20 protein-coding genes are annotated in these 19,436 nt (G+C 38.1%); 5 read left to right on the top strand and 15 right to left on the bottom strand.

The annotated features are described in order from the left end of the window. Positions 1 to 493: 493 nt before the first annotated feature. The 8 genes from MHH33_RS03490 to MHH33_RS03455 form a co-directional block, all read right to left on the bottom strand. Entirely contained in the window at positions 494 to 2,272 is a 1,779-nt protein-coding gene (locus tag MHH33_RS03490) for an aminopeptidase P family protein (protein ID WP_342542956.1), read from the bottom strand. Further along, entirely contained in the window at positions 2,256 to 3,377 is a 1,122-nt protein-coding gene (eutH, locus tag MHH33_RS03485; protein WP_342542955.1) for an ethanolamine utilization protein EutH, read from the bottom strand. Before eutH ends, MHH33_RS03490 begins: the two co-directional genes overlap by 17 nt. Positions 3,378 to 3,417: 40 nt before the next feature. Beyond that, positions 3,418 to 3,999: an XRE family transcriptional regulator gene (locus MHH33_RS03480; protein WP_342542954.1), complete on the bottom strand. Its 582-nt coding sequence runs from the start codon at positions 3,997 to 3,999 to the stop codon at positions 3,418 to 3,420. A gap of 392 nt (positions 4,000 to 4,391) precedes the next feature. Continuing rightward, on the bottom strand, positions 4,392 to 5,111 hold the full coding sequence (locus MHH33_RS03475) for a VCBS repeat-containing protein (protein WP_342542953.1): 720 nt from the start codon (positions 5,109 to 5,111) through the stop codon (positions 4,392 to 4,394). 563 nt (positions 5,112 to 5,674) lie between these two features. Beyond that, a complete protein-coding gene (locus MHH33_RS03470; RefSeq protein WP_016429386.1) occupies positions 5,675 to 5,881 on the bottom strand; it encodes a hypothetical protein in 207 nt (68 codons plus the stop codon). A 541-nt stretch (positions 5,882 to 6,422) separates the two neighbouring features. Then, positions 6,423 to 7,385 carry a tRNA-dihydrouridine synthase gene (locus MHH33_RS03465; protein ID WP_342542952.1) on the bottom strand — a complete coding sequence of 321 codons (963 nt, stop codon included), beginning with the start codon at positions 7,383 to 7,385 and terminating at the stop codon, positions 6,423 to 6,425. 113 nt (positions 7,386 to 7,498) lie between these two features. Next, positions 7,499 to 8,863 (bottom strand): 23S rRNA (uracil(1939)-C(5))-methyltransferase RlmD, encoded by a 1,365-nt coding sequence (gene rlmD / locus MHH33_RS03460; protein WP_342542951.1) that lies wholly within the window; start codon positions 8,861 to 8,863, stop codon positions 7,499 to 7,501. A 124-nt stretch (positions 8,864 to 8,987) separates the two neighbouring features. Then, positions 8,988 to 9,206, bottom strand: coding sequence for a hypothetical protein (locus MHH33_RS03455; RefSeq protein ID WP_016429389.1), 219 nt, complete (start codon positions 9,204 to 9,206; stop codon positions 8,988 to 8,990). Positions 9,207 to 9,388: 182 nt separating this feature from the next. On the opposite strand from MHH33_RS03455, the gene MHH33_RS03450 reads away from it, so the two are divergent. Then, positions 9,389 to 9,781 carry a DUF3139 domain-containing protein gene (locus MHH33_RS03450; protein ID WP_016429390.1) on the top strand — a complete coding sequence of 131 codons (393 nt, stop codon included), beginning with the start codon at positions 9,389 to 9,391 and terminating at the stop codon, positions 9,779 to 9,781. Positions 9,782 to 9,838: 57 nt separating this feature from the next. Beyond that, positions 9,839 to 10,249: a VOC family protein gene (locus MHH33_RS03445; RefSeq protein ID WP_016429391.1), complete on the top strand. Its 411-nt coding sequence runs from the start codon at positions 9,839 to 9,841 to the stop codon at positions 10,247 to 10,249. 244 nt (positions 10,250 to 10,493) lie between these two features. Here MHH33_RS03445 and MHH33_RS03440 read toward each other — a convergent pair whose 3' ends face one another. Both MHH33_RS03440 and MHH33_RS03435 read right to left on the bottom strand, forming a co-directional pair. Beyond that, a complete protein-coding gene (locus MHH33_RS03440; protein ID WP_342542950.1) occupies positions 10,494 to 11,183 on the bottom strand; it encodes an aspartate/glutamate racemase family protein in 690 nt (229 codons plus the stop codon). Positions 11,184 to 11,209: 26 nt separating this feature from the next. Continuing rightward, on the bottom strand, positions 11,210 to 11,692 hold the full coding sequence (locus MHH33_RS03435) for an SRPBCC family protein (protein WP_342542949.1): 483 nt from the start codon (positions 11,690 to 11,692) through the stop codon (positions 11,210 to 11,212). Positions 11,693 to 11,850: 158 nt separating this feature from the next. Between MHH33_RS03435 and MHH33_RS03430 the strand changes: the two genes are divergently transcribed. Together MHH33_RS03430 and MHH33_RS03425 are read left to right on the top strand one after the other, a co-directional pair. Beyond that, on the top strand, positions 11,851 to 12,834 hold the full coding sequence (locus MHH33_RS03430; RefSeq protein WP_342542948.1) for a quinone oxidoreductase: 984 nt from the start codon (positions 11,851 to 11,853) through the stop codon (positions 12,832 to 12,834). Next, the gene (locus MHH33_RS03425; RefSeq protein ID WP_342542947.1) at positions 12,831 to 13,646 is read left to right on the top strand and encodes an MBL fold metallo-hydrolase; all 816 of its coding nucleotides are present in this window, start codon (positions 12,831 to 12,833) and stop codon (positions 13,644 to 13,646) included. The genes MHH33_RS03430 and MHH33_RS03425 overlap by 4 nt, the downstream gene beginning before the upstream one ends. Before the next feature lie 75 nt (positions 13,647 to 13,721). Here the strand turns inward: MHH33_RS03425 and MHH33_RS03420 are convergent, their stop codons facing one another. After that, on the bottom strand, positions 13,722 to 14,474 hold the full coding sequence (locus MHH33_RS03420; RefSeq protein ID WP_342542946.1) for a hypothetical protein: 753 nt from the start codon (positions 14,472 to 14,474) through the stop codon (positions 13,722 to 13,724). 195 nt (positions 14,475 to 14,669) lie between these two features. Between MHH33_RS03420 and MHH33_RS03415 the strand changes: the two genes are divergently transcribed. Then, positions 14,670 to 15,188 (top strand): DinB family protein, encoded by a 519-nt coding sequence (locus MHH33_RS03415; RefSeq protein ID WP_342542945.1) that lies wholly within the window; start codon positions 14,670 to 14,672, stop codon positions 15,186 to 15,188. A gap of 50 nt (positions 15,189 to 15,238) precedes the next feature. Here MHH33_RS03415 and MHH33_RS03410 read toward each other — a convergent pair whose 3' ends face one another. The 4 genes from MHH33_RS03410 to MHH33_RS03395 all read right to left on the bottom strand — a co-directional run bounded on the left by MHH33_RS03410 (position 15,239) and on the right by MHH33_RS03395 (position 19,394). Next, entirely contained in the window at positions 15,239 to 16,024 is a 786-nt protein-coding gene (locus MHH33_RS03410; RefSeq protein WP_342542944.1) for a TerC family protein, read from the bottom strand. Positions 16,025 to 16,076: 52 nt separating this feature from the next. Beyond that, entirely contained in the window at positions 16,077 to 16,481 is a 405-nt protein-coding gene (locus MHH33_RS03405; protein WP_342542943.1) for a sporulation protein, read from the bottom strand. Positions 16,482 to 17,025: 544 nt separating this feature from the next. Further along, a complete protein-coding gene (locus tag MHH33_RS03400) occupies positions 17,026 to 18,051 on the bottom strand; it encodes a cytochrome d ubiquinol oxidase subunit II (RefSeq protein WP_342542942.1) in 1,026 nt (341 codons plus the stop codon). After that, positions 18,048 to 19,394, bottom strand: a complete 1,347-nt coding sequence (locus MHH33_RS03395) for a cytochrome ubiquinol oxidase subunit I (protein ID WP_342542941.1) — start codon at positions 19,392 to 19,394, stop codon at positions 18,048 to 18,050. Before MHH33_RS03395 ends, MHH33_RS03400 begins: the two co-directional genes overlap by 4 nt. Positions 19,395 to 19,436: the final 42 nt, after the last annotated feature.

The raw sequence follows: 19,436 nt of genomic DNA, 5'->3' as shown, positions 1-19,436 counted from the left end.
GATGTAAATCCTTGATTAATATGATAATAAGAGAAAGTAAATATAAATAAGTAAATGGTCTTGGTGCCGCCCTTTTCATTAAATAATTTCCTCTTGCTTTATTTGAGAGAATGGAACTTTTCCCCTTTTTATCGGAAGCCTACTATGGTTAAGGATAATTCAATATTAAAAAGCCTAATTTCTCAATTTAACGCTGAGAAATTAGGCTTATTTTTCATTGCTCCATTACAGTGCCATATTATTGAATAACATTATGATACGCTTCTTCGTGGCACATCTATATGAATTTTTTCTATTTTCGAATCGCTGCTTTTTCTCTAAAATCAATGATTAGATCCAACTTAATCATAAAGTAAACACCTAGAATTCCATTTAAGCCATATGTCGCTTTTGTAATTTCTACTTGTACTTTAAATGAATCTGCAAGGTTAGTGAATTACATTGATTTTATACTTTAAGGCGATAAATATTACTTGTATTCGGTAATACCTATTTATATTTCCCTAGTTTCTTCCCTTAGCCATACTCTCTCTTCTTCATTTAAATAAGGAGCTAGCTTTGTGTATACCTCTTGATGATAATTATTTAACCATTGCTTTTCACTCTCTGTTAACATATCTTTATTGATACCGGCTAAATCAATTGGGCAATACGTGATTGTTTCAAACTTCATAAATTGACCAAACTCTGTTTTCTCGTCTTCAACTACTAACATCATATTTTCAATTCTAATTCCATATTTACCTTCGAGGTAAATTCCGGGTTCATTCGTAATAATCATGCCTTTTTCTAATATAACATTATTATTATCATTCCTTATGCTTTGTGGTCCTTCATGAACATTCAAGAAAAAACCTACCCCATGTCCAGTCCCGCATTTATAGTCCAAACCATACTGCCAAATTGGTTGTCTTGCTAAAACATCTAAGTTAGAGCCTGTTGCTCCGTATAAATATTTTACTGAGCTTAATGCAATAAATCCTTTTAACACCAAAGTAAAATCTCTTTTTTGTTCATCGGTAAGTTTTCCTAAAACAATCGTTCTTGTAATATCTGTTGTTCCATCATAATACTGTCCGCCTGAATCAATTAAAAAAAGACCTTCATTCTTAAGAGTATATTGGGTTTCTTTATTGGCTTTATAATGCATCATCGCAGCATGTTCTTTATAACCCGCTATCGTATCAAAGCTAGGTCCAACAAATCCTTCCTGCCCCCTTCTGAAATCTTCTAATCTTTCTTCTGCAGTAATCTCTGTAATTTCTTCTTTATCTACAGAGTTTTTTAGCCATTTTATAAATTTCACCATGGCTAAACCATCTTTTATTTCACACCATTTTAAATTTTTTATCTCAACTTCATTTTTAATAGCTTTTAAATTAGTCGTGATGTTAGGAATTTCAATTTTCTTTGTATTACTGTTAATGGCATTATATAAACTGATATTTGTTTTATTCGTATCTAAAATAACGGCATCTCCGTCTGAAAGATTTCTCAAGAATGTTTGTATTTCATGATTCGCTTTTAACTCGATTCCTTCAGCCTCCAGTTCTAATTTAACCAAAGCTGGAACCTTGCAAGAATCAATAAATAAATAACATTTATGTTCTGCTACGATTACATTAGCTATTACAATTGGATTGTTAGGCACATCGGCTCCTCTTATATTTAAAAGCCATGCAATGTCATCAAGGGAAGTTAAAATATAATAATTTGCTCCATTATTTTTCATTTCTTCTCTTACTTCACTTAATTTTTCTACTCGTGATTTGCCTGCATATTTTACGTCATGAGTAAACATTGGTCCTTTAGGAATCTCCGGTCTATCTTCCCACAGATCACCAATTAAATCTTGATTCATTTTTAATGCGATTCTCTTTGCTTTTAGATCTTTTTCCATCTTTTTAACCATATTAATTGAAAAAACATTTCCATCAAAGCCCACAATGCCTCCTTCATTAAGAACATCTGTTAGCCATTCTGAATAAAATGGTACCCCTGGATCCATCATTCTAAATAATCTGATTCCTGAGCCCTCAAGCTGCTCTTCAGCTTGAATATAGTATCTACCATCTGTCCATAACCCAGCATCCTCTAATGTAATAACTACAGTACCTGCTGACCCTGTAAATCCCGATATCCATTGTCTACATTTCCAATGTTCTGCTACATATTCACTCTGATGTGCATCAAAACTGGGAATTATATAAGCATCCATTTGATTTTCTTTCATTAGCTGCCTTAACTTTTCGACCCTATCTCTGATATTCATTACTAATACCTCCATTTTCCTTAAGACTAAATTCTTTACTTTCACGGTCATACAGCCATGCGGCTAGTACTATACTAATTATTCCGGCTGTAAGCTTTGATATTATAAATGCTCCTATCATATCTGGTGCTACTCCTGACACAAATCCAAGTTGACCACCAAATACAAATGCTCCACTTACTCCAAAGGCAGTACATACCACTTTTCCTTTAGGATTCATTTCCTTATATGTTCCAAATATCAGCAGATTACTAGCTAAACTTCCTAGAATGCCTGCTACTGACACTGAATTAATTCCAAATTTCTCCCCTATTTTTTCAAAACTATTTTTAAAAATTCGATTAATAAGCGCTAGCATAGGATATGCTCCACCTAAAACAAATGCGATCTTGGCTACTATAACAGTAGATTCAGATAGTGGTGCTAATCCTGATACAAGCCTTACATCAAATATCACTTCTATACCTTGTAAAAGTAACCCAACAGTACTCAAACTCACTATAAGCTTTCCAAATACATTAAAAACTTTTATAAAAACATGAGGAACTTTTAATAATCCTGCCCCTAAAATAATGGCAAAAACAAATATAGGGACCAGATTCAACACTAATATATTGATATTTATTTTTTGCCATAAGCCTGCTGCAAGACATCCTATTGGTATAGTAATAATTCCAACCAACACACCCTTAGAAAAGTATTTTTCATCCTCTTTAGAAAGCATCCCTAACGCGACAGGTATTGTAAAACTAATTGTGGCTCCTAAAGTAGATGCAATGATAATTCCTGAGAATGCCCCCATTTCCTCTGTCAATGCTAGCTTATTAGCCATTTGATAGCCCCCCATATCTACAGCTAAAAATGCTGCTGGAACTATAGAGGGATCTAGATGAAAAAATCTACAGATTGGAATAATCACAACAGATAAAAAATTTGTAAATATAGGGACTAATGAAATTATTCCTATCATGCCAAGCCCTAAAGCCCCCATGGTCTTTATGCCTTCCTCAAATTTCCCACCCAGTTTCAAATGATTTCCGGTAATATAATCAATAGCTCCGATTACAAAAAAAGAACCAATTAGATATAATATTAATTTATCCATTGTAATTACCACTTTCTATTAACTTTATATAATGTCTTTACTAGTCAGCATCTGTATTATCAAATCCTCTATTGTAGATATAATTAGGCGTATTAACAGCTATAAGCTTGACCATTTTATTAGTATAATTAGCCCAATTGTGGGCAATATTTGAGTCCATATGAACACTGTCACCAGGATATACTTCATGCCTCTCACCATTTATGTAAACTGTTAATATACCCTCTAAAACATAAATGAACTCTTCTCCCTCATGCTTATAGGATAATATTTCTTCATCTTTCTTTTGAGGAAGAATTTCTATAAGCCTTGGAACAAGTTGTTTATTTTCCAAATTTGTACTTAAACTATACTTAATAAAACCACCTTCTACTGAATCCATTATTTTTTGTTCATAACTTCTTAAAACCATATCTTTCCTTTTAAGTGGATAATCAAAAAAATGTGTTAAATGTACTTCCAAAATATCAGCTAGTTTTTCAAGTGAATCCACTGCTATGGTAGTAAGCCCTCTTTCTAATTGAGACAGAAATCCAACAGATAGTTCGCTTTTTTCACTTAACTCTTTCAAAGTAATTCCTTTTTCAGTCCTCAATTTCTTTATTTCCATTCCTATATTCATCACTTCACCCCGAATTTCATATTCGTGAATAATATAATATATATCAGAGTATAATTCAATCTATTATGAAATAATTTCATAAATATGAAATTCATTTGATTAACGTTATCATATATTCTCGCAAGAACAGTCCGTAGAATAATACAATCTGACACAAAAAAAAGACGCTTGATCTATTAGATCAATGCGCCTAGATTGTTAAATAAAATGGTGGATTAACTACACAGTAATAAAAGTACATGAAAAAATCTGTATATGATTTATAAAGGCCGATTTTCTTTTAGTAAAGAAAATCAGCCTTAGTTTTTTATTTAATTTAATTTAAAACCGCATTTATTTGTGGTAAGGTTCCCCGTGGTGTATCTAAATGAGGTTTTTATAAATTTGATATCCTAATATCCCAAAATAGCAACATACTGATCTTGCAAAACAAACCTATTATCCAACCATGCTAAAGTATTCAAAACAAACCCTAAAGAATCAGCATTATATCTCCCAGCAATTTTCTGATAGGCCAATAGCTCATACCGTTTATTTAAATCAAAATCTACAGGATATAAACCACTAAGAGGATTTACAAATCCAGTAATAGGACTCTTCAGTTTGCCATTTTCATCATATATTTCATTTAAATACTCGCTGCCTTTTGTGGATATGTCAATAATGTACTTTTTATTATTTATTATGCTAACAACTTCCACTTTGTAATAATCTTGATAAGTAACCTCATATTGGTACTGCTCATTATATACATTAAAATCAAATAATAATTGTGCTGTATTATCCACAAAGGAATAAATATAATGGTACATAATTCCACCACTACCACCTGTAGCAATACTTATGAAAATATCATCTACTCCATTCCCAGTAAAATCCCCCAAGAATACAGTAGGATTGTAGCCTGCATTTTCACGAAGTGGGACACTTGTTAACTCGCCAGATCTTCCATCTTGAACGAGCAGGGTGATATTTTGAATAAATGGACTATCTGGAGTCATTATGCCGGTTAAATAGACATTATCAGGTACTCTATCCCCAGTTACATCTCCACGAGCAAACGAAACTACATTCGGAGGATTCATATTCGTCCAATCGTAATAATTATTCATAACATGCTCCTTTACATAATACCTATAATCATCATTTTCCTACGTTCTAAAAGAATTCTAGCTACTGTTTATTAGTATTTATTAAGTAACATCTTATGCCCCGATATTATTATCGAACAATCAAACCTTCACCTTAAATCCTCCAAACCGAAATTTACTTTTGTATATGGCCCTACCACAATGAGCATACCAGCCCAAACCACTCCCTATAAAATTATTGTTATGTGTTGAAAAAAAAGTTAGGCTCCATAAATGTATGCTACGGTTCCATAACTCATATCTTTTTGATTCGTTACAATTCGATTTCATCCATTAGAAGAAAGGACTTCGCCTCTATAATCAACTTGGTGTACCATATGCAAATCAATACTTATATGACACCATAAGGGTAAGTAAATATTTTATAGCTAAAATACACATGTATGTGAGTACAAGTTGATAGGTAAATGACTAGATGCAGGAGCACCAACTTCACCACTACCATCTTTGGTCCCTCTACAACAAGTAGAAACATATGCTAAATATATAACAAAAACGGAGCGCCAATTCTTTGGCACTCCGTTTTACATTTTTGCTTTACTGGTTTGTTTACGTCTATGAAGGAATTTACGACCTGTTAGAGAAATCAGTAACAAGACCAGTACTAGTACTAAAATTTGCATATATGATAAATTAAAATATTTAGCACCTGTAACAATTAATAGTGTAGAAAGCGTACCTTTTACAGTGAAAAAAATAATAATCCATAATCCGCTTTTTTTCCAGTTCATTTATATTTTACCCCTTTGATAGTTCTTGAAAGTGATATCTTAATAGAAATCTAATACATTAAGAAATAAAAAAGTAGATTTTTTTTAAAAAACAAAAATCATGTCAATTTAATGTAACTAATTCATGTTAAATGAAATTGATAATCATTGTCAAATTTACTAAGGATTTTTAAATGTCTAATTGTTTTTCCATAAGCCTATATTTCCTTTTACTTGCACCGCCTAATCGAAAGGTTAGAAATAAAAGCAGACGGAACAGCGAGAATCTTTTATAGATTCTCGTTGCCATCTGCTATTGTTTAACGTAATTTTAGCAACACGTAGCACTCCACATGTGCAGAGTGTATGTGGCAACACAAGGGTGCTGGTGGGTTTATTACATTCTTAAGACGTTTTTCTTTTAGAAAACAGACTTTATCAAAACAAAAGCTACCGGCTGAAAAGGAACTTGAAACTGAATAAAATAAGTACACATGAGTTGATGTGATTCATTTTTTCTCTAACTTTTTGAGGGTTACATCATTTCACTGTCCCCGTCCCATCAACATTCTTTTCCAAAGTTATCAAGCAATGTACGCACTTCATCTGTTGATTTCGTGTTCATCAATTGATTTCTTAATTCACCAGCTCCACGGAATCCTTTGACATAAATTTTGAAAAAACGATGAAGCCCTGTGATTGAACGTGGCAGTGCTTCCGCATATTGATCTTGAAGATCAAGCTGCAGTCTTAAAAGATCAAGGTATTCTTTACTGCTATGCTCTTTTGGCTCTTTTTCAAAAGCAAAAGGATTTTTAAAAATACCTCGCCCGATCATAACTCCATCAATACCATATTGTTCAGCAAGCTGCAGCCCAGTTTGACGGTCAGGAATGTCTCCATTGATTGTTAGCAGCGTATTTGGTGCGATACGGTCACGTAATTTTTTGATTTCCGGAATTAGCTCCCAATGCGCATCTACCTGGCTCATTTCCTTTCTTGTACGTAAATGAATAGAAAGGTTCGCAATATCCTGTTTTAAAATGTGCGTTAGCCACTCCTCCCACTCATTTACATCCTCATAGCCAAGTCGAGTTTTCACGCTGACAGGCAGTCCGCCCGCTTTTGCTGCTTGAATAAGTTCTGCCGCAACGTCTGGACGCAGAATAAGGCCACTACCCTTCCCTCTCGATGCCACATTAGGTACAGGGCAGCCCATATTAATATCGATGCCTTTAAATCCTAGCTCTGCCATGCCAATACTCATTTGACGGAAATATTCGGGATTATCCCCCCAAATATGTGCCACCAATGGCTGTTCATCTTCTGTAAAAGTCAAACGGCCACGCACACTTTTCATGCCCTCTGGATGACAATAGCTATCCGAGTTTGTAAACTCTGTGAAAAATACATCCGGTCTACCTGCTTTACTTACTACGTGACGAAAAACAACATCTGTCACATCTTCCATTGGTGCAAGTACAAAAAATGGTCGTGGTAAATCACGCCAAAAATTATCTATCATTTCAAACTCAATTCCTCTCACTATGGATACAACTTCAAACTCTCGGTTAAAAAATATAAAGCGAAATGAAAAAAGGAACGTATTCCTCGATGGGAAATACGTTCTTTTATATATTATACTAACTCCAACCAAGCCACCGCTTCACAATGTGTCGTCTGTGGGAACATATCGACTGGTTGAACTTCTTGCGTAACATACCCACCATCTTCTAATATGCGTAAATCTCTTGCCAAGGTACCTGGATTACATGATACATAAACTACACGCTTCGGCTTTTGTTCCAAAATCGTCTGCAATAATGCTTCGTCGCATCCTTTACGTGGAGGATCGACTACTAGTACATCGGCAGTTTTTCCTTCTTTATACCACTTTGGGATGACGACTTCTGCTGGGCCAGCTTCGAAGTAAGTGTTTGTGAAGCCATTGATTTCCGCGTTTCGTTTGGCATCTTCGATGGCTTGTGGAACGATTTCCACACCCAATACTTGTTTCGCTTTTTTAGCGAGGAACAAAGAAATGGTGCCGATTCCGCAGTAGGCATCAATGACGGTTTCTCCACCAGTCAGTTGTGCGTAGTCCAGTGCTTGTTGGTACAACACTTCGGTTTGTTCTGGATTCACTTGATAGAACGAACGTGCTGAAATTTCAAAACGCACATCACCGATCAAATCTTCAATGGCGTCTTTGCCCCAAAGTGTGATGGTCTTGTCGCCGAAGATAACGTTGGTTTTTTCTTCGTTTACGTTTTGAACGATGGAAGTGACTTGCGGCAAGATACGTTGGATAACGGCCACTGCTTCGTCTTTTTCCTTGAATTTCTTTTTCTTCGTAATGAGCACGACCATGATTTCACCAGTTGCGCGGCCTTTGCGCACAACAACATGACGTAGCATCCCTTGGTGAGATTTTTCTTCATACGGCATGATGCCGAGGTTGCCGAGTTCTTTCTTCAATTCACGTAGGATGTCGTCCGCTTCTTCGGTCTGGATGATACAGATATCCGTGTCGACAATTTCATGTGAACGGGTTTTATAGAACCCACCGACCACTCGTCCATCTTGCAATCCGAATGGAATTTGAGATTTGTTGCGGTAACGCCAAGGGTTGTCCATTCCTTTTACAGGAAGGACAGGCACGTCTGGCAGTTTCCCGATTCTAGTCATCGCATTTTTAACCATTTGCTGTTTCCACAGAAGCTGTCCTTCGTAGGATAGATGCTGAACTTGGCAGCCTCCACATTCATCAAATACATGGCAAGGTGGTGCAACACGGTGTTCAGATGGTTTGATAACTTCAATCAATTTGGCAAAGCCATACGATTTCAAGGTTTTCAGGACATGGACTTCTGCCATTTCTCCAGGCAGTGCGCCCACGATAAATAACGGGTAGCCATTTACTTTGGCGACTCCCGCTCCGTCATGCGTCAGATCTTCTATATGAACCGTGATTCGGTCGTTTTTTTGTACTGGTAAAGACATTCAACTTCCTCCATTTCAATTGCTTTTATTGTAGCATGAAGGCATGAAAAAAGCAGAATGGCTTATACCATTTATCTATTCACCTTAACATGTCATTAACGATGATCATTTCAGCGTCTACAACTTAATATAAGCGCTGCTGACAAGGTGGAAATGGATTTATGTCTTGGATCGTTTGATATTCATAATGCTTAATCGCAAACTGGGTGTGATATAAGTACTCCATGATGTAAAGTTGATCGCCATCAGCATTGCATAATATACCGGAAGTTCCTTGACCATTTGTAAATGAAACACCTATCGGCTGACCAATTAAGTGCCAGATTTTCTGTTGCCAATTCATAAAAAATCACTCCTTTTAGTTACCATATGGAGCTTTGCAAAATATGTGCAGTCAATCTGGGTCGGTGTTAAATTTACTCTGGACCTATGAAAATTTATAGGTTAATAGTAAACTACGCTTAACAGACTAGAAGTTTTGTTGTATAGACTATGTAAAAATAAAATGGGGGCATCGAAATAATAATGAGGAAGTTCCCCAAAATTCTCCTAAAAGTGGTTTCAACCATCCTGATCTGTTTTGTGGTGCTTAAGTTAAATTCGTTTCATGACAAAAAATTGGCGGATGATCGGATTGGCAAGGTAATTGAATTACAAGGGGCAAATCTGGAGGAAGCAAGAATCGAAAGAGATTTCTATGACTACTTCGAATCCGGATATGTAAAAGATATATATTTCAACGACGATCCAGATATAGAATACAGGTACGTTTACGAAAAGTCTCGGGATATGGTATATGTGTCGGCTTTTGTTGGAAATGCTTCTATCGACCTGACAAACAAGGTTGCTAAATATGAAGAATTCATGGACGTGTATTTCAATTCGGGTGGTAATATTGAAAGAGTTGAAAAAAGATAGTCGTGTTTTCATTTTTATGCTTACAAAAAAAAAATTCACTCTCAAGGGGCGATTACATTGGAACAGGCAAAACAAAAGATTCATTCATTTTTAATGTTTGAAGGGGCTGCGGAAGAAGCAATCAATACCTATACGTCACTATTTGATCAGTCCGAAATCATTAATATTAATCGTTACGAAGCGAACCAAGGCGGCAAAGAAGGTTCAGTTATGCACGCTATATTCTCTATTAAAGGACAAGAGTTCATGGCTAGTGACAGTTATGTTCAGCATGCTTTTACATTCACCCCGTCGATTTCATTGTTTGTGACATGTGACTCCGAAGAAGAAATTGATCAGGCTTTCGAGAAATTGTCTCAAGGCGGAGAAGTATTGATGCCACTGGGTGCCTATCCATTCAGTCCAAAGTTTGGATGGATTAACGATCGATTCGGTGTTTCTTGGCAATTGAGTCTTCCCATCTATTAATCATTGAAGGGGGCTTCCTTATTGGAAGCCCCCTTCTCTTTAACCATCACATTGGTTAGTTCGCTCTTGTTCAATCAAATCAATAATCTTAATTTTTTTTTTATCTCTTTGAATGGTTATTTCGCAAGATTGCATTTTTTAATAATCTCACTATAAAAAGTGAGAATGAAATTACTCCTATTAAGCTTAAAGTTATTAAAAAAACAGTAAGAATAACATTCATTTTTAAACCCCCAAGAATTTTCTATTCTAATGCCAATTTAACGGCTTCCAGGGCATGTATCACAGTTGTATCAAATAAAGGAACTTCAGCGTCTTCAGGTCTTATTAATAATCCAATTTCTGTACACCCTAAGATAATTCCTTCTGCTCCATCATCTATTAAACTTTTGATTACTTTTTGATAGTACTCCCTTGAAGATTGCTGGATATCTCCTAAGCACAACTCTTCAAAAATCACCCTGTTAATAACTTCACGGTCCTCTTGATTAGGCACCAAAACCTTAATCCCATTAGACTCGATGCGTGATTTATAAAAGTCTTGTTCCATTGTATATTTAGTGCCTAGTAACCCTATCGTACGTACATCAGACTTAAGGATTTGATTCGCTGTGGCATCCGCAATATGTAGGATAGGGATGCTAATTTTTTCTTCAATATATGCAATCACTTTGTGCATAGTATTGGTACAAATGATAATAAAATCTGCCCCCGCTTTTTCTAAAGACAGTGCAACATCTCCTAATACATGTCCGGCTTTCTCCCACTCATCTTCTGCTTGATAACGCTGAATCTCAGCGAAGTCCACGCTATACATAATGCATTTAGCCGAATGTAATCCACCTAATTGCTTTTTTACTTCCTGGTTGATTAGCTGGTAATACTTAGCTGAGGACTCCCAGCTCATACCACCTATTAGACCAATAGTTTTCATAAATAATCTCCTATCATCAGTTTATGTCAGTGCACGATTGCTGCTCTCAAATTGCTGATGCCATTTTCTAAATACCCTTTTAGGCAGGTCAGCATATAAACCCAGCCTTCTTTGTTATTTAATAACTGACTAATTAATTCCTCGTCATTTTCATTCCAACCTTTTTCGTTCACTTCTATAATTGTCTTCGTATCATCTAGTTCGTTGAACATAATCGTCACAGTATGTTCTTCTCCTGATGGACCCCATTTGAAGACAATTTTTTTATTTTCCTGAATTTCCACTACGGTTACTTCCACTTCTGCATTGTATTCTTCATATCTCCAGGTAAAGGTCTTGCCTTGTTCCAATTTTCCAGAACCAGCTGAAAACCAAAAATTAGCCATTTGCTCTGGTTCAATGAACGCATTGAATACCTCATGTGCGGGTTTCATTATTTTTAATTTTGTATGTACTTGAATATCCATATATTTTTTAATCCCCTTTGTATTGTTTTTATTTTTATCCATACCTATATATTCAATATTAGTCGTTCAACACCTTTAAAAAATCTATATTCAGATCAAAGTGCTCTCCGTATGTCTATGTCTTGTTTAAGGTTTTAACTAAAAGCGGTTAGAATGAAAGTAAGGCGGAATCATCTCGCTTTATTATTGGAGGTTTTAATATGAAAGCACTTATATATAACACATTTGGCGGACCCGAAGTATTGGAATACCATGACATGCCCAACCCAGTTATCGATCCAAATGAAATTTTGATCCGCATGAAAGCGATTGGCTTGAACTTTGCCGACGTCTATAGGAGAAAAGGGAACTACCACCTTGAGGGGAAACCTCCTTATATTCTGGGGTATGAAGGAGCAGGCATTGTGGAACAAGTAGGAGCAGATATTCAAGGTATTCAAAAAGGGGACCGAATTGCATTTGCGGATGTCCCGTTTGCCAACGCCGAACTGGTGGCTGTTCCAATGGATAAAGCCATCCCCCTACCGGAGTCCATTTCATTTGAAGAAGCTTCTTCCGTCTTGTTACAAGGGTTAACAGCCCATTATTTGACGAAAGACAGTTATGCAGTAAAAAAGAATGATGTAGTACTTGTACACGCGGCTGCTGGCGGTGTGGGGCAGCTTCTAATTCAGATAGCCAAGTTGCTTGGTGGAAAAGTAATTGGTTTGACATCTTCAGAGGAAAAAGCAAAAGCAGCGAAAGGAGCCGGCGCGGATGATGTGTTTCTTTACAAGGATGACTGGAAATCGGCAGTTCTTCATGAAACGAACGGCAAAGGTGTAGATGTCGTGTATGAGTCCGTGGGTTCTACATTGATGGACAGTTTTGCGGCAACTCGAGTCGGTGGTACGGTTGTCTTCTATGGAATGGCTGGTGGTGACCCGGTTTCTGTTGACCCACGCATGTTGATGGATACATCTAAAACGCTGACAGGCGGAGACTTATGGAATGTCTTGACCTCTAGAGAAGAACGAGTGGCTCGTTCAGGTGAGTTGTTCCGATGGATGGAAGAAGGAAATGTGAAATTAGCGAAGCCGACAACGTTTGCTTTGCATGAGGGACAGGAAGCCCACCGCTACTTGGAAAGCCGAAAAAGTACTGGGAAAATTTTATTGATTCCTTCGAATGGAGTGTCAGAATGATTACTTTTCAAAAAGACGGTTTAACGGTTTTTCAGAGCGCGCTATGGAAAACGACAAGCTCAGTAGTTGAGACGGATGACTTGATCTTGGTTGTCGATCCCACCTGGCTCCCCCTTGAAATTCAGGAGATACAGGAATTTGTGGCAAGCATACGCAACGGCAAAGACTTATATCTGTTATTCACACATGGTGATTTTGATCACATTATCGGATATCACGCATTCCCGGATGCCAAAGTAATCGGTAGTAAGGGCATGCAGGAACATCCGAGAAAACAATACAAGCTCGATTTAATTCAGCATTTTGATAATGAATATTATGTTGAGAGAACTTATCCTATAGAGTTCCCAACAATTGATTTGGTCATTGAAAAGGATGGACAACAACTCGTCCTAGGCGATACAACGATGACCTTTTATTTATCCCCCGGACACACGCATGATGGATTATTTACTGTCATCGAGCCCCTGGGCATCTGGATAACTGGAGACTATCTCTCCGATTTTGAACTTCCCTATTTATTCGATAGTGCAAATGCATACCTAGAAACACTTCATAAAGCGCAGGCAATTTTGGATTCTCATAATATTAAGGTACTAGTTCCAGGGCATGGACAAGCTACAGACAATGAAAACGAGATAAAACGAAGAATTGAGCTGGCACATGATTATCTTGAGAGATTGATTGATGCTGTGAAAAGCGAGGATGCCGCAGCCATACTGGCATTGGAAAAAGAGATGCCTTTCCCATCGAATTTCACGAAAGAATGCCATCAGAAAAACGTAGAAATTATCCGTGAAGAAAATACTTAAACCCATTAGAAAACCGCTTGGTTCGTTAGAACCCAAGCGGTTTCTTTATTTCGATTATGCAACAGTTCGTCTACATTACTTTAATTTGTTAGCGTCTTGTTGTTTCATGGATTGAATCGTTCCTAATACAATTCCCATTACCTGTCCTTTAAGAGCATCCGGCACAGATTCATTGGTAGGATTGCGATAGATAAAGTGATTCGGTTCTCCGTTATATGAAAATCCGAGCTGCGTTAGGTCGTTCTTCAAAGAATCTGGTATTTGATTCGAACCTGTAGATTCTTCAAAATACTCTGTTGGAGCTACATATAGCTCTACATCATCGAGACTGGAAGAGACGATAAGCAGGTTTGTGTCACCAGATAGAACCCATTGTCCTTTAGAACGAATGGATATTCCCGCATGTTCTAACCCAGAGACTCCATCCAGATTCACACCAAAAATCTGATTGATCAATACTCTTATCTCTGCTCCAGTAATAGATTTATCCTGAACTTCAATGTACCGATCCATGACTTCATTTTTAGGCATGTCCATAATATCAGCATCCAGTTCCGTTGAGACTGCAGTTACATTTAAGGACCTGCGAAGACTTTCCATGACAGAAATGTTGTACATGGACACTTTATTACCGTAGTTTTTTTCTGAAATGTAATTCAAATCTATACCGAAAACGCCCTCTACCACTTCACGTACTTCTGTCCCGTTCACTTCAGTACCAAATGATTTTAAGTAAAGATCCATGACTTCCGTTTTTGGCATTTCATTAATATTTCCCACTGAATTTCCGATTGCTTTTATTACCGCTGCTGTATATTTGTTTTCCATAACATATCCACCTTCTCATCTTATTTCTCTAAACCCCATGTTATTAAAAATGCAATTCCAATTCTCTTAAGCTTTGCTACTTTCCTTGGAAATAGTGAATATGGTACAAAGAATATGTATCCATTAACTTATATATAATAGAATGTTAATTGTCAAACGTTCAAAAACTAAAAGTATGAACAAAGGAGAAAAACGATGCTTAAAAAACCTCTACATGATGAATACCCTGCTTATTACGAAAACTATATCGGGCTGGTACCAGATGGTGAACTGACAGATATTCTGAACACACAGATTCAGGACATGATTACACTATTTTCGAGCGTCGATGAAACGCAGGCGAATTATCGCTATGCCGAGAACAAATGGACATTGAAAGAAGTCATTGGCCATATCGCGGACACTGAACGGATTATGAGTTACCGACTACTACGAATAGCTAGAGGCGATCAAACGCCATTGTCTGGTTACGATGACGAACAATATGTCCGAGAGGCTTCTATTCATTCCCGCTCCCTATCAGATTTGCTTGAAGAATTGGTGGCAGTCCGATATTCAACTGTCAGTTTGATCAAAGGATTGAATGAAAACACATGGCCGAGAAAAGGTATCGCAAACAACGGAGAAATAACTGTCCGAGCACTGGCCAATATCATTGCAGGTCATGAACTTCACCATGTGAAGATTATCAAGGAAAAATATTTGAAGCGTTGAACTTATAAAAAAACGCTTGGATCTCATTGATTCAAGCGTTTTGAATTTGTTTATAGTGGAAGATCTTTCTCTTGTGGTTCTTCTACATCCTTTTCTTTCGCCAGGAACCAGCCTGCCGCTGCAATTCCAATCAACACAGTGTAGAAAATCAGCTTCCACTCTGTGGAATGGGCAAATTCATATGAAATAACGCCAACGTCTGGATGTCCCAACGTCAAGACGGCAAGTTTCACACCTACCCAGCCCACAATCGCAAACGCTGCGATTTCTAGACCCGGTTTTGAATGAAGCAACTTGACGAAGAAGTTGGCTGCAAAACGCATGATGATCAAGCCAATGAGACCTCCAGTGAAAATGACAAGGAACTTACCGCCGTCCATGCCGCCGATTGGAGGAAGATTGGTGTTCGGAAGTGTCATAGCTAGAGCTACTGCCGCCAAAATTGAATCCACCGCAAATGCGATGTCCGCCAATTCCACTTTGAATACCGTACCCCAGAAACCTGCTTTTTTCTTTTCCTTTGCTTCCTTTTGTACGCCTTTGTTATTAAAGTAAAGTTTTCGTGCAATATGGTTAATGGCGATGAATAACAGGTACAGTGCTCCGATTGCCTGCACTTGCCATACGTCCACTAGGAACGAAATGATGAATAATGAACCGAAGCGGAAAACGAACGCTCCAACGAGTCCGTAAAACAAAGCATTTCTTCTCTCGGCTTCCGGCAAATGTTTGACCATGATTGCTAGAACTAGCGCGTTATCTGCAGCAAGCAATCCTTCGAGCCCAATCAGTAGTAACAATACCCATCCATATTCCATCAAGATTGAAATATCCATTACTGATTCCTCCTTTAGAATTCAATTAACTTATCTTCGCAAAATGCGAGGGTTATACAGAGTCATTTACTGCAATTACTTGTATGACATCGTGGTCTAAGCTTTCCACTCCCTGTTTGAAAGCGAGTAGGGACTGGAATCGATAAGATGCACTGATAGCTGGCTGCATGGTTTTTGGGAGCCTAAATGTGAAAGGAACCTGATTAGTGGCATCTGATTCAATCAGCTTTGAGGTAAAAATGGTTACGGAATCGATTATTTCTTCTTCGGTTTTGTCCCCTTCACAGGTCTTCACCAAATCACAATCGATTCGTTTCAATTGTTGTTCAATCGTACCTCCTTTTACCAAGAAATTTCCCTTAACTAGCTCACCCGGCCTGTAAATATCTTTCTCAAGAATCAAATCAATTTTTGCCGACCCTATTCCAACTAACGCCATGTATTTCCTCAGTATCATATAAAATCCTCCTGTAATTTGTATTTAGTTGAGGCTCCATTTCGATTGGTCCGTTTCCAAAAATAAAAATAAAAAAACCTTTACCGGAAACGGCAAAGGTTTTTGAAAAAATAAAAGACCTTTACCAATGTTGGTAAAGGTCTTGCTAACAACGAAGTCGTTGCCAACAAAGCCGGGAGATTTTGGCCTCCGAAATGACGACTTTGCTGTAAAAGCTACTCCCCTTTAGGAGTTACGATTCAACTAATTACTATTAATATATTCTATTTAAGGGTAAATTGTCAAATACTTTAATTTTTCCATAGACAATTCGTCACTTAAAGACTTGTCCATTAACGAAAATCAAATAAACAGATTTCAACTATTTAACCAGAATAAAAAAACGCTTGGATATTCAATCATATCCAAGCGTTTTCATTTATCTATTCTTTTTTTCGTAATGGTCCGTCTTTTGGGGCGAACCAAAATGCTGTGATGATGGCACCGATAAGGACGATGAATGGTGCGTAAAAAATCATAAAATCCGTCATATGATTGGCCTCCTTTAGGCGTGGTTATCTTTATTCCCACGAACGTAGTCTTTATTGAACAGGAACAACTTCAGCAATAAATACAAGGATGGAAGCAATAATCCAAGTCCCGCAATGAAAGCAACAATCAAGGCGATGGCCATAGCTTCGTTCGTGAAACTATCGTAAATCGTCAAATAAGGATATAACAGGTACGGATAATGTGAAATCCCGTATCCGAAGAATGCCAAGGCAAACTGCCCAGTCAACAAACCGAACGCCAAGCCATAATTTTTACGTTTCAAAATCAGCCATACCGTTCCGACAAACATCAGGAATGAGATACCAAACACCCACCATAAATCAAGAATGCGCGCATAGTGTTCCGGATTATGTCCGCGAAGCTCGAAGATGATTCCGCCTGCTGTGATAATCGTTGGCAATGCCCAAATGAGCGAATACTTACGAAGCAATTCAGTTGCCGATTGGTCACCTGCTTTATTGGCATACCAAGTCAGGAAGACAGCTGAAATATAAAGCAGTGCCGCGATGCTCAGTACAACAATGCTCCAGGTCAACGGACTCGTAAAGAGCTTCCAGTAATCCAGGACGGGATGGTCATTTACCATTGAGATGAATCCACCTTCGGAAATCGTCAAAACGATCGAAAGTGATGCTGGGATAAACAAACCGGATAACCCGTACATGAAGGTATATCCTTTATGCCCATATGAACCATACATCGCAAATGCGTAATAGGATCCGCGGATTGCAAGCAGGATGATCGCGATGCTTGCAGGAACCAATAGAGTCGTCCCATAGTAGAATGCAGTTTTAGGGAAGAAACCGATAATCCCGACGAAGAAGAAAACGAGAAATACATTTGTTACTTCCCATACAGGTGAGAGGTAGCGCTCAATAATGTTCGTCAGGATATGGTCACGCCTAGTCAGTGTGTTATATGCATTGAAGAAACCTGCACCAAAGTCGATGGATCCGATTATCAAGTAGCCAAACAGGAAAATCCATAAGACAGAAAGTCCGACTATTTCGAGCGTCATACGAAGTCACCGCCTTTTTCTTTGCGTCTATCCTCAATTTCTTGCTCCACTGGATTCTTCTTGAACATGCGTCGGAGAATGACGACACTACCTACTCCAAGAATCAGATATAGACCGGCAAATAGCACCAGCATTAAATCCACTTGGCCACTGGTCGTAGCCGCATCCTCCACTCGCATGATGTTTCGCAAAATCCAAGGCTGACGGCCTACTTCTGCGAGCCACCAACCGAATTCAATTGCCAGCACTGCTAACGGTCCGCTCGCAACAAGCAGCCATCTGAACCATTTCGTCTGTACAATCGACCACTTTCTCCATACCGCGAATACATAGACGGCAGAAATGAAAGCTAGCCACATGCCGATTGTCACCATCATGTCAAATAAGTAATGAATGTATAGTGGTGGTTCCTCATCATCAGGCACTTGGTCAAGCCCCTTAACTTCAGAGAATGGGTCGCCATGGGCAAGAATACTCAGCGCATATGGAATTTTGATGGCATACTTAACTTCCCCGTCGTCCAGAACGCCGTACATGACTAACGAAGCATTTTCTTCCGTCTCAAAATGCCATTCCGCAGCAGCGAGTTTTTCAGGCTGGTACTCCGCCAAATATTTCCCGGAGAAGTCCCCGATTATCGCCGTTGCAATAGAGAAGATAAGGCCGAGCTTCATTGTTAAAAACAAGGCTTTTTTATGGTACACATGATTGGAGCCTCTCAATAATCGGTAAGCAGCAATCGAAGCAAGCACAAATGCCGCCGTCATGTAGGCTGTCACAACAACATGCGCCACTTTAGTAGGCATTGCAGGGTTGAACATGGCCAGCAGAGGATTGATGTTAATCAATTCCCCATCTACCAAATCAAATCCTTGAGGCGCATTCATGAATGCATTCACAATCGTAATAAATACCGCTGAAAATGATGCCCCGACTGCAACCGGAATCAGTAATAATAAATGTTTCTTTTGATTTTCAAATCGATCCCATGTATATAAATAAATCCCTAAAAATATGGCTTCAAAGAAAAACGCGAACGTTTCCATGAATAATGGCAAAGCTATCACATTCCCTGCCAGTTCCATAAAGTTCGGCCAGAGTAATGAAAGTTGGAGACCAATGGCCGTCCCTGTAACTACGCCCACTGCAACTGTGATGACGAAACCACGTGCCCACCGTCTTGCGAGAAGAATGTAATGTTCATCATTTTTCTTGATTCCCACCCACTGGGCGATCATAATCATGAGCGGAATACCTACCCCAATGGTGGCATAGATAATATGAAACGATAGCGTAAGTTCAGTTAATACCCTACTAAAAAATACTGCTTCTTCATTCCCCACTTGAAACCCCTCCTATAACTTCAGAAAATCCTACCTATTATC

This window comes from Paenisporosarcina sp. FSL H8-0542 (genome assembly GCF_038632915.1).
In the GTDB taxonomy this organism is placed as follows: domain Bacteria; phylum Bacillota; class Bacilli; order Bacillales_A; family Planococcaceae; genus Paenisporosarcina.
Note: the sequence above shows the minus strand (reverse complement) of the source record. Positions and strands in the feature narration are given on the sequence as shown.

Bases quoted from the DNA above. Each gene is read 5' to 3' on its own strand.
- MHH33_RS03490 (WP_342542956.1), bottom strand. From the start codon at position 2,272: ATGAATATCAGAGATAGGGTCGAAAAGTTAAGGCAGCTAATGAAAGAA.
- MHH33_RS03450 (WP_016429390.1), top strand. From the start codon at position 9,389: ATGAGGAAGTTCCCCAAAATTCTCCTAAAAGTGGTTTCAACCATCCTG.
- MHH33_RS03440 (WP_342542950.1), bottom strand. From the start codon at position 11,183: ATGAAAACTATTGGTCTAATAGGTGGTATGAGCTGGGAGTCCTCAGCT.
- MHH33_RS03430 (WP_342542948.1), top strand. From the start codon at position 11,851: ATGAAAGCACTTATATATAACACATTTGGCGGACCCGAAGTATTGGAA.
- rlmD (WP_342542951.1), bottom strand. From the start codon at position 8,863: ATGTCTTTACCAGTACAAAAAAACGACCGAATCACGGTTCATATAGAA.
- MHH33_RS03410 (WP_342542944.1), bottom strand. From the start codon at position 16,024: ATGGATATTTCAATCTTGATGGAATATGGATGGGTATTGTTACTACTG.
- MHH33_RS03465 (WP_342542952.1), bottom strand. From the start codon at position 7,385: ATGATAGATAATTTTTGGCGTGATTTACCACGACCATTTTTTGTACTT.
- MHH33_RS03420 (WP_342542946.1), bottom strand. From the start codon at position 14,474: ATGGAAAACAAATATACAGCAGCGGTAATAAAAGCAATCGGAAATTCA.
- MHH33_RS03455 (WP_016429389.1), bottom strand. From the start codon at position 9,206: ATGAATTGGCAACAGAAAATCTGGCACTTAATTGGTCAGCCGATAGGT.
- MHH33_RS03400 (WP_342542942.1), bottom strand. From the start codon at position 18,051: ATGACGCTCGAAATAGTCGGACTTTCTGTCTTATGGATTTTCCTGTTT.
- eutH (WP_342542955.1), bottom strand. From the start codon at position 3,377: ATGGATAAATTAATATTATATCTAATTGGTTCTTTTTTTGTAATCGGA.
- MHH33_RS03435 (WP_342542949.1), bottom strand. From the start codon at position 11,692: ATGGATAAAAATAAAAACAATACAAAGGGGATTAAAAAATATATGGAT.
- MHH33_RS03470 (WP_016429386.1), bottom strand. From the start codon at position 5,881: ATGAACTGGAAAAAAAGCGGATTATGGATTATTATTTTTTTCACTGTA.
- MHH33_RS03405 (WP_342542943.1), bottom strand. From the start codon at position 16,481: ATGATACTGAGGAAATACATGGCGTTAGTTGGAATAGGGTCGGCAAAA.
- MHH33_RS03475 (WP_342542953.1), bottom strand. From the start codon at position 5,111: ATGAATAATTATTACGATTGGACGAATATGAATCCTCCGAATGTAGTT.
- MHH33_RS03415 (WP_342542945.1), top strand. From the start codon at position 14,670: ATGCTTAAAAAACCTCTACATGATGAATACCCTGCTTATTACGAAAAC.
- MHH33_RS03480 (WP_342542954.1), bottom strand. From the start codon at position 3,999: ATGAATATAGGAATGGAAATAAAGAAATTGAGGACTGAAAAAGGAATT.
- MHH33_RS03425 (WP_342542947.1), top strand. From the start codon at position 12,831: ATGATTACTTTTCAAAAAGACGGTTTAACGGTTTTTCAGAGCGCGCTA.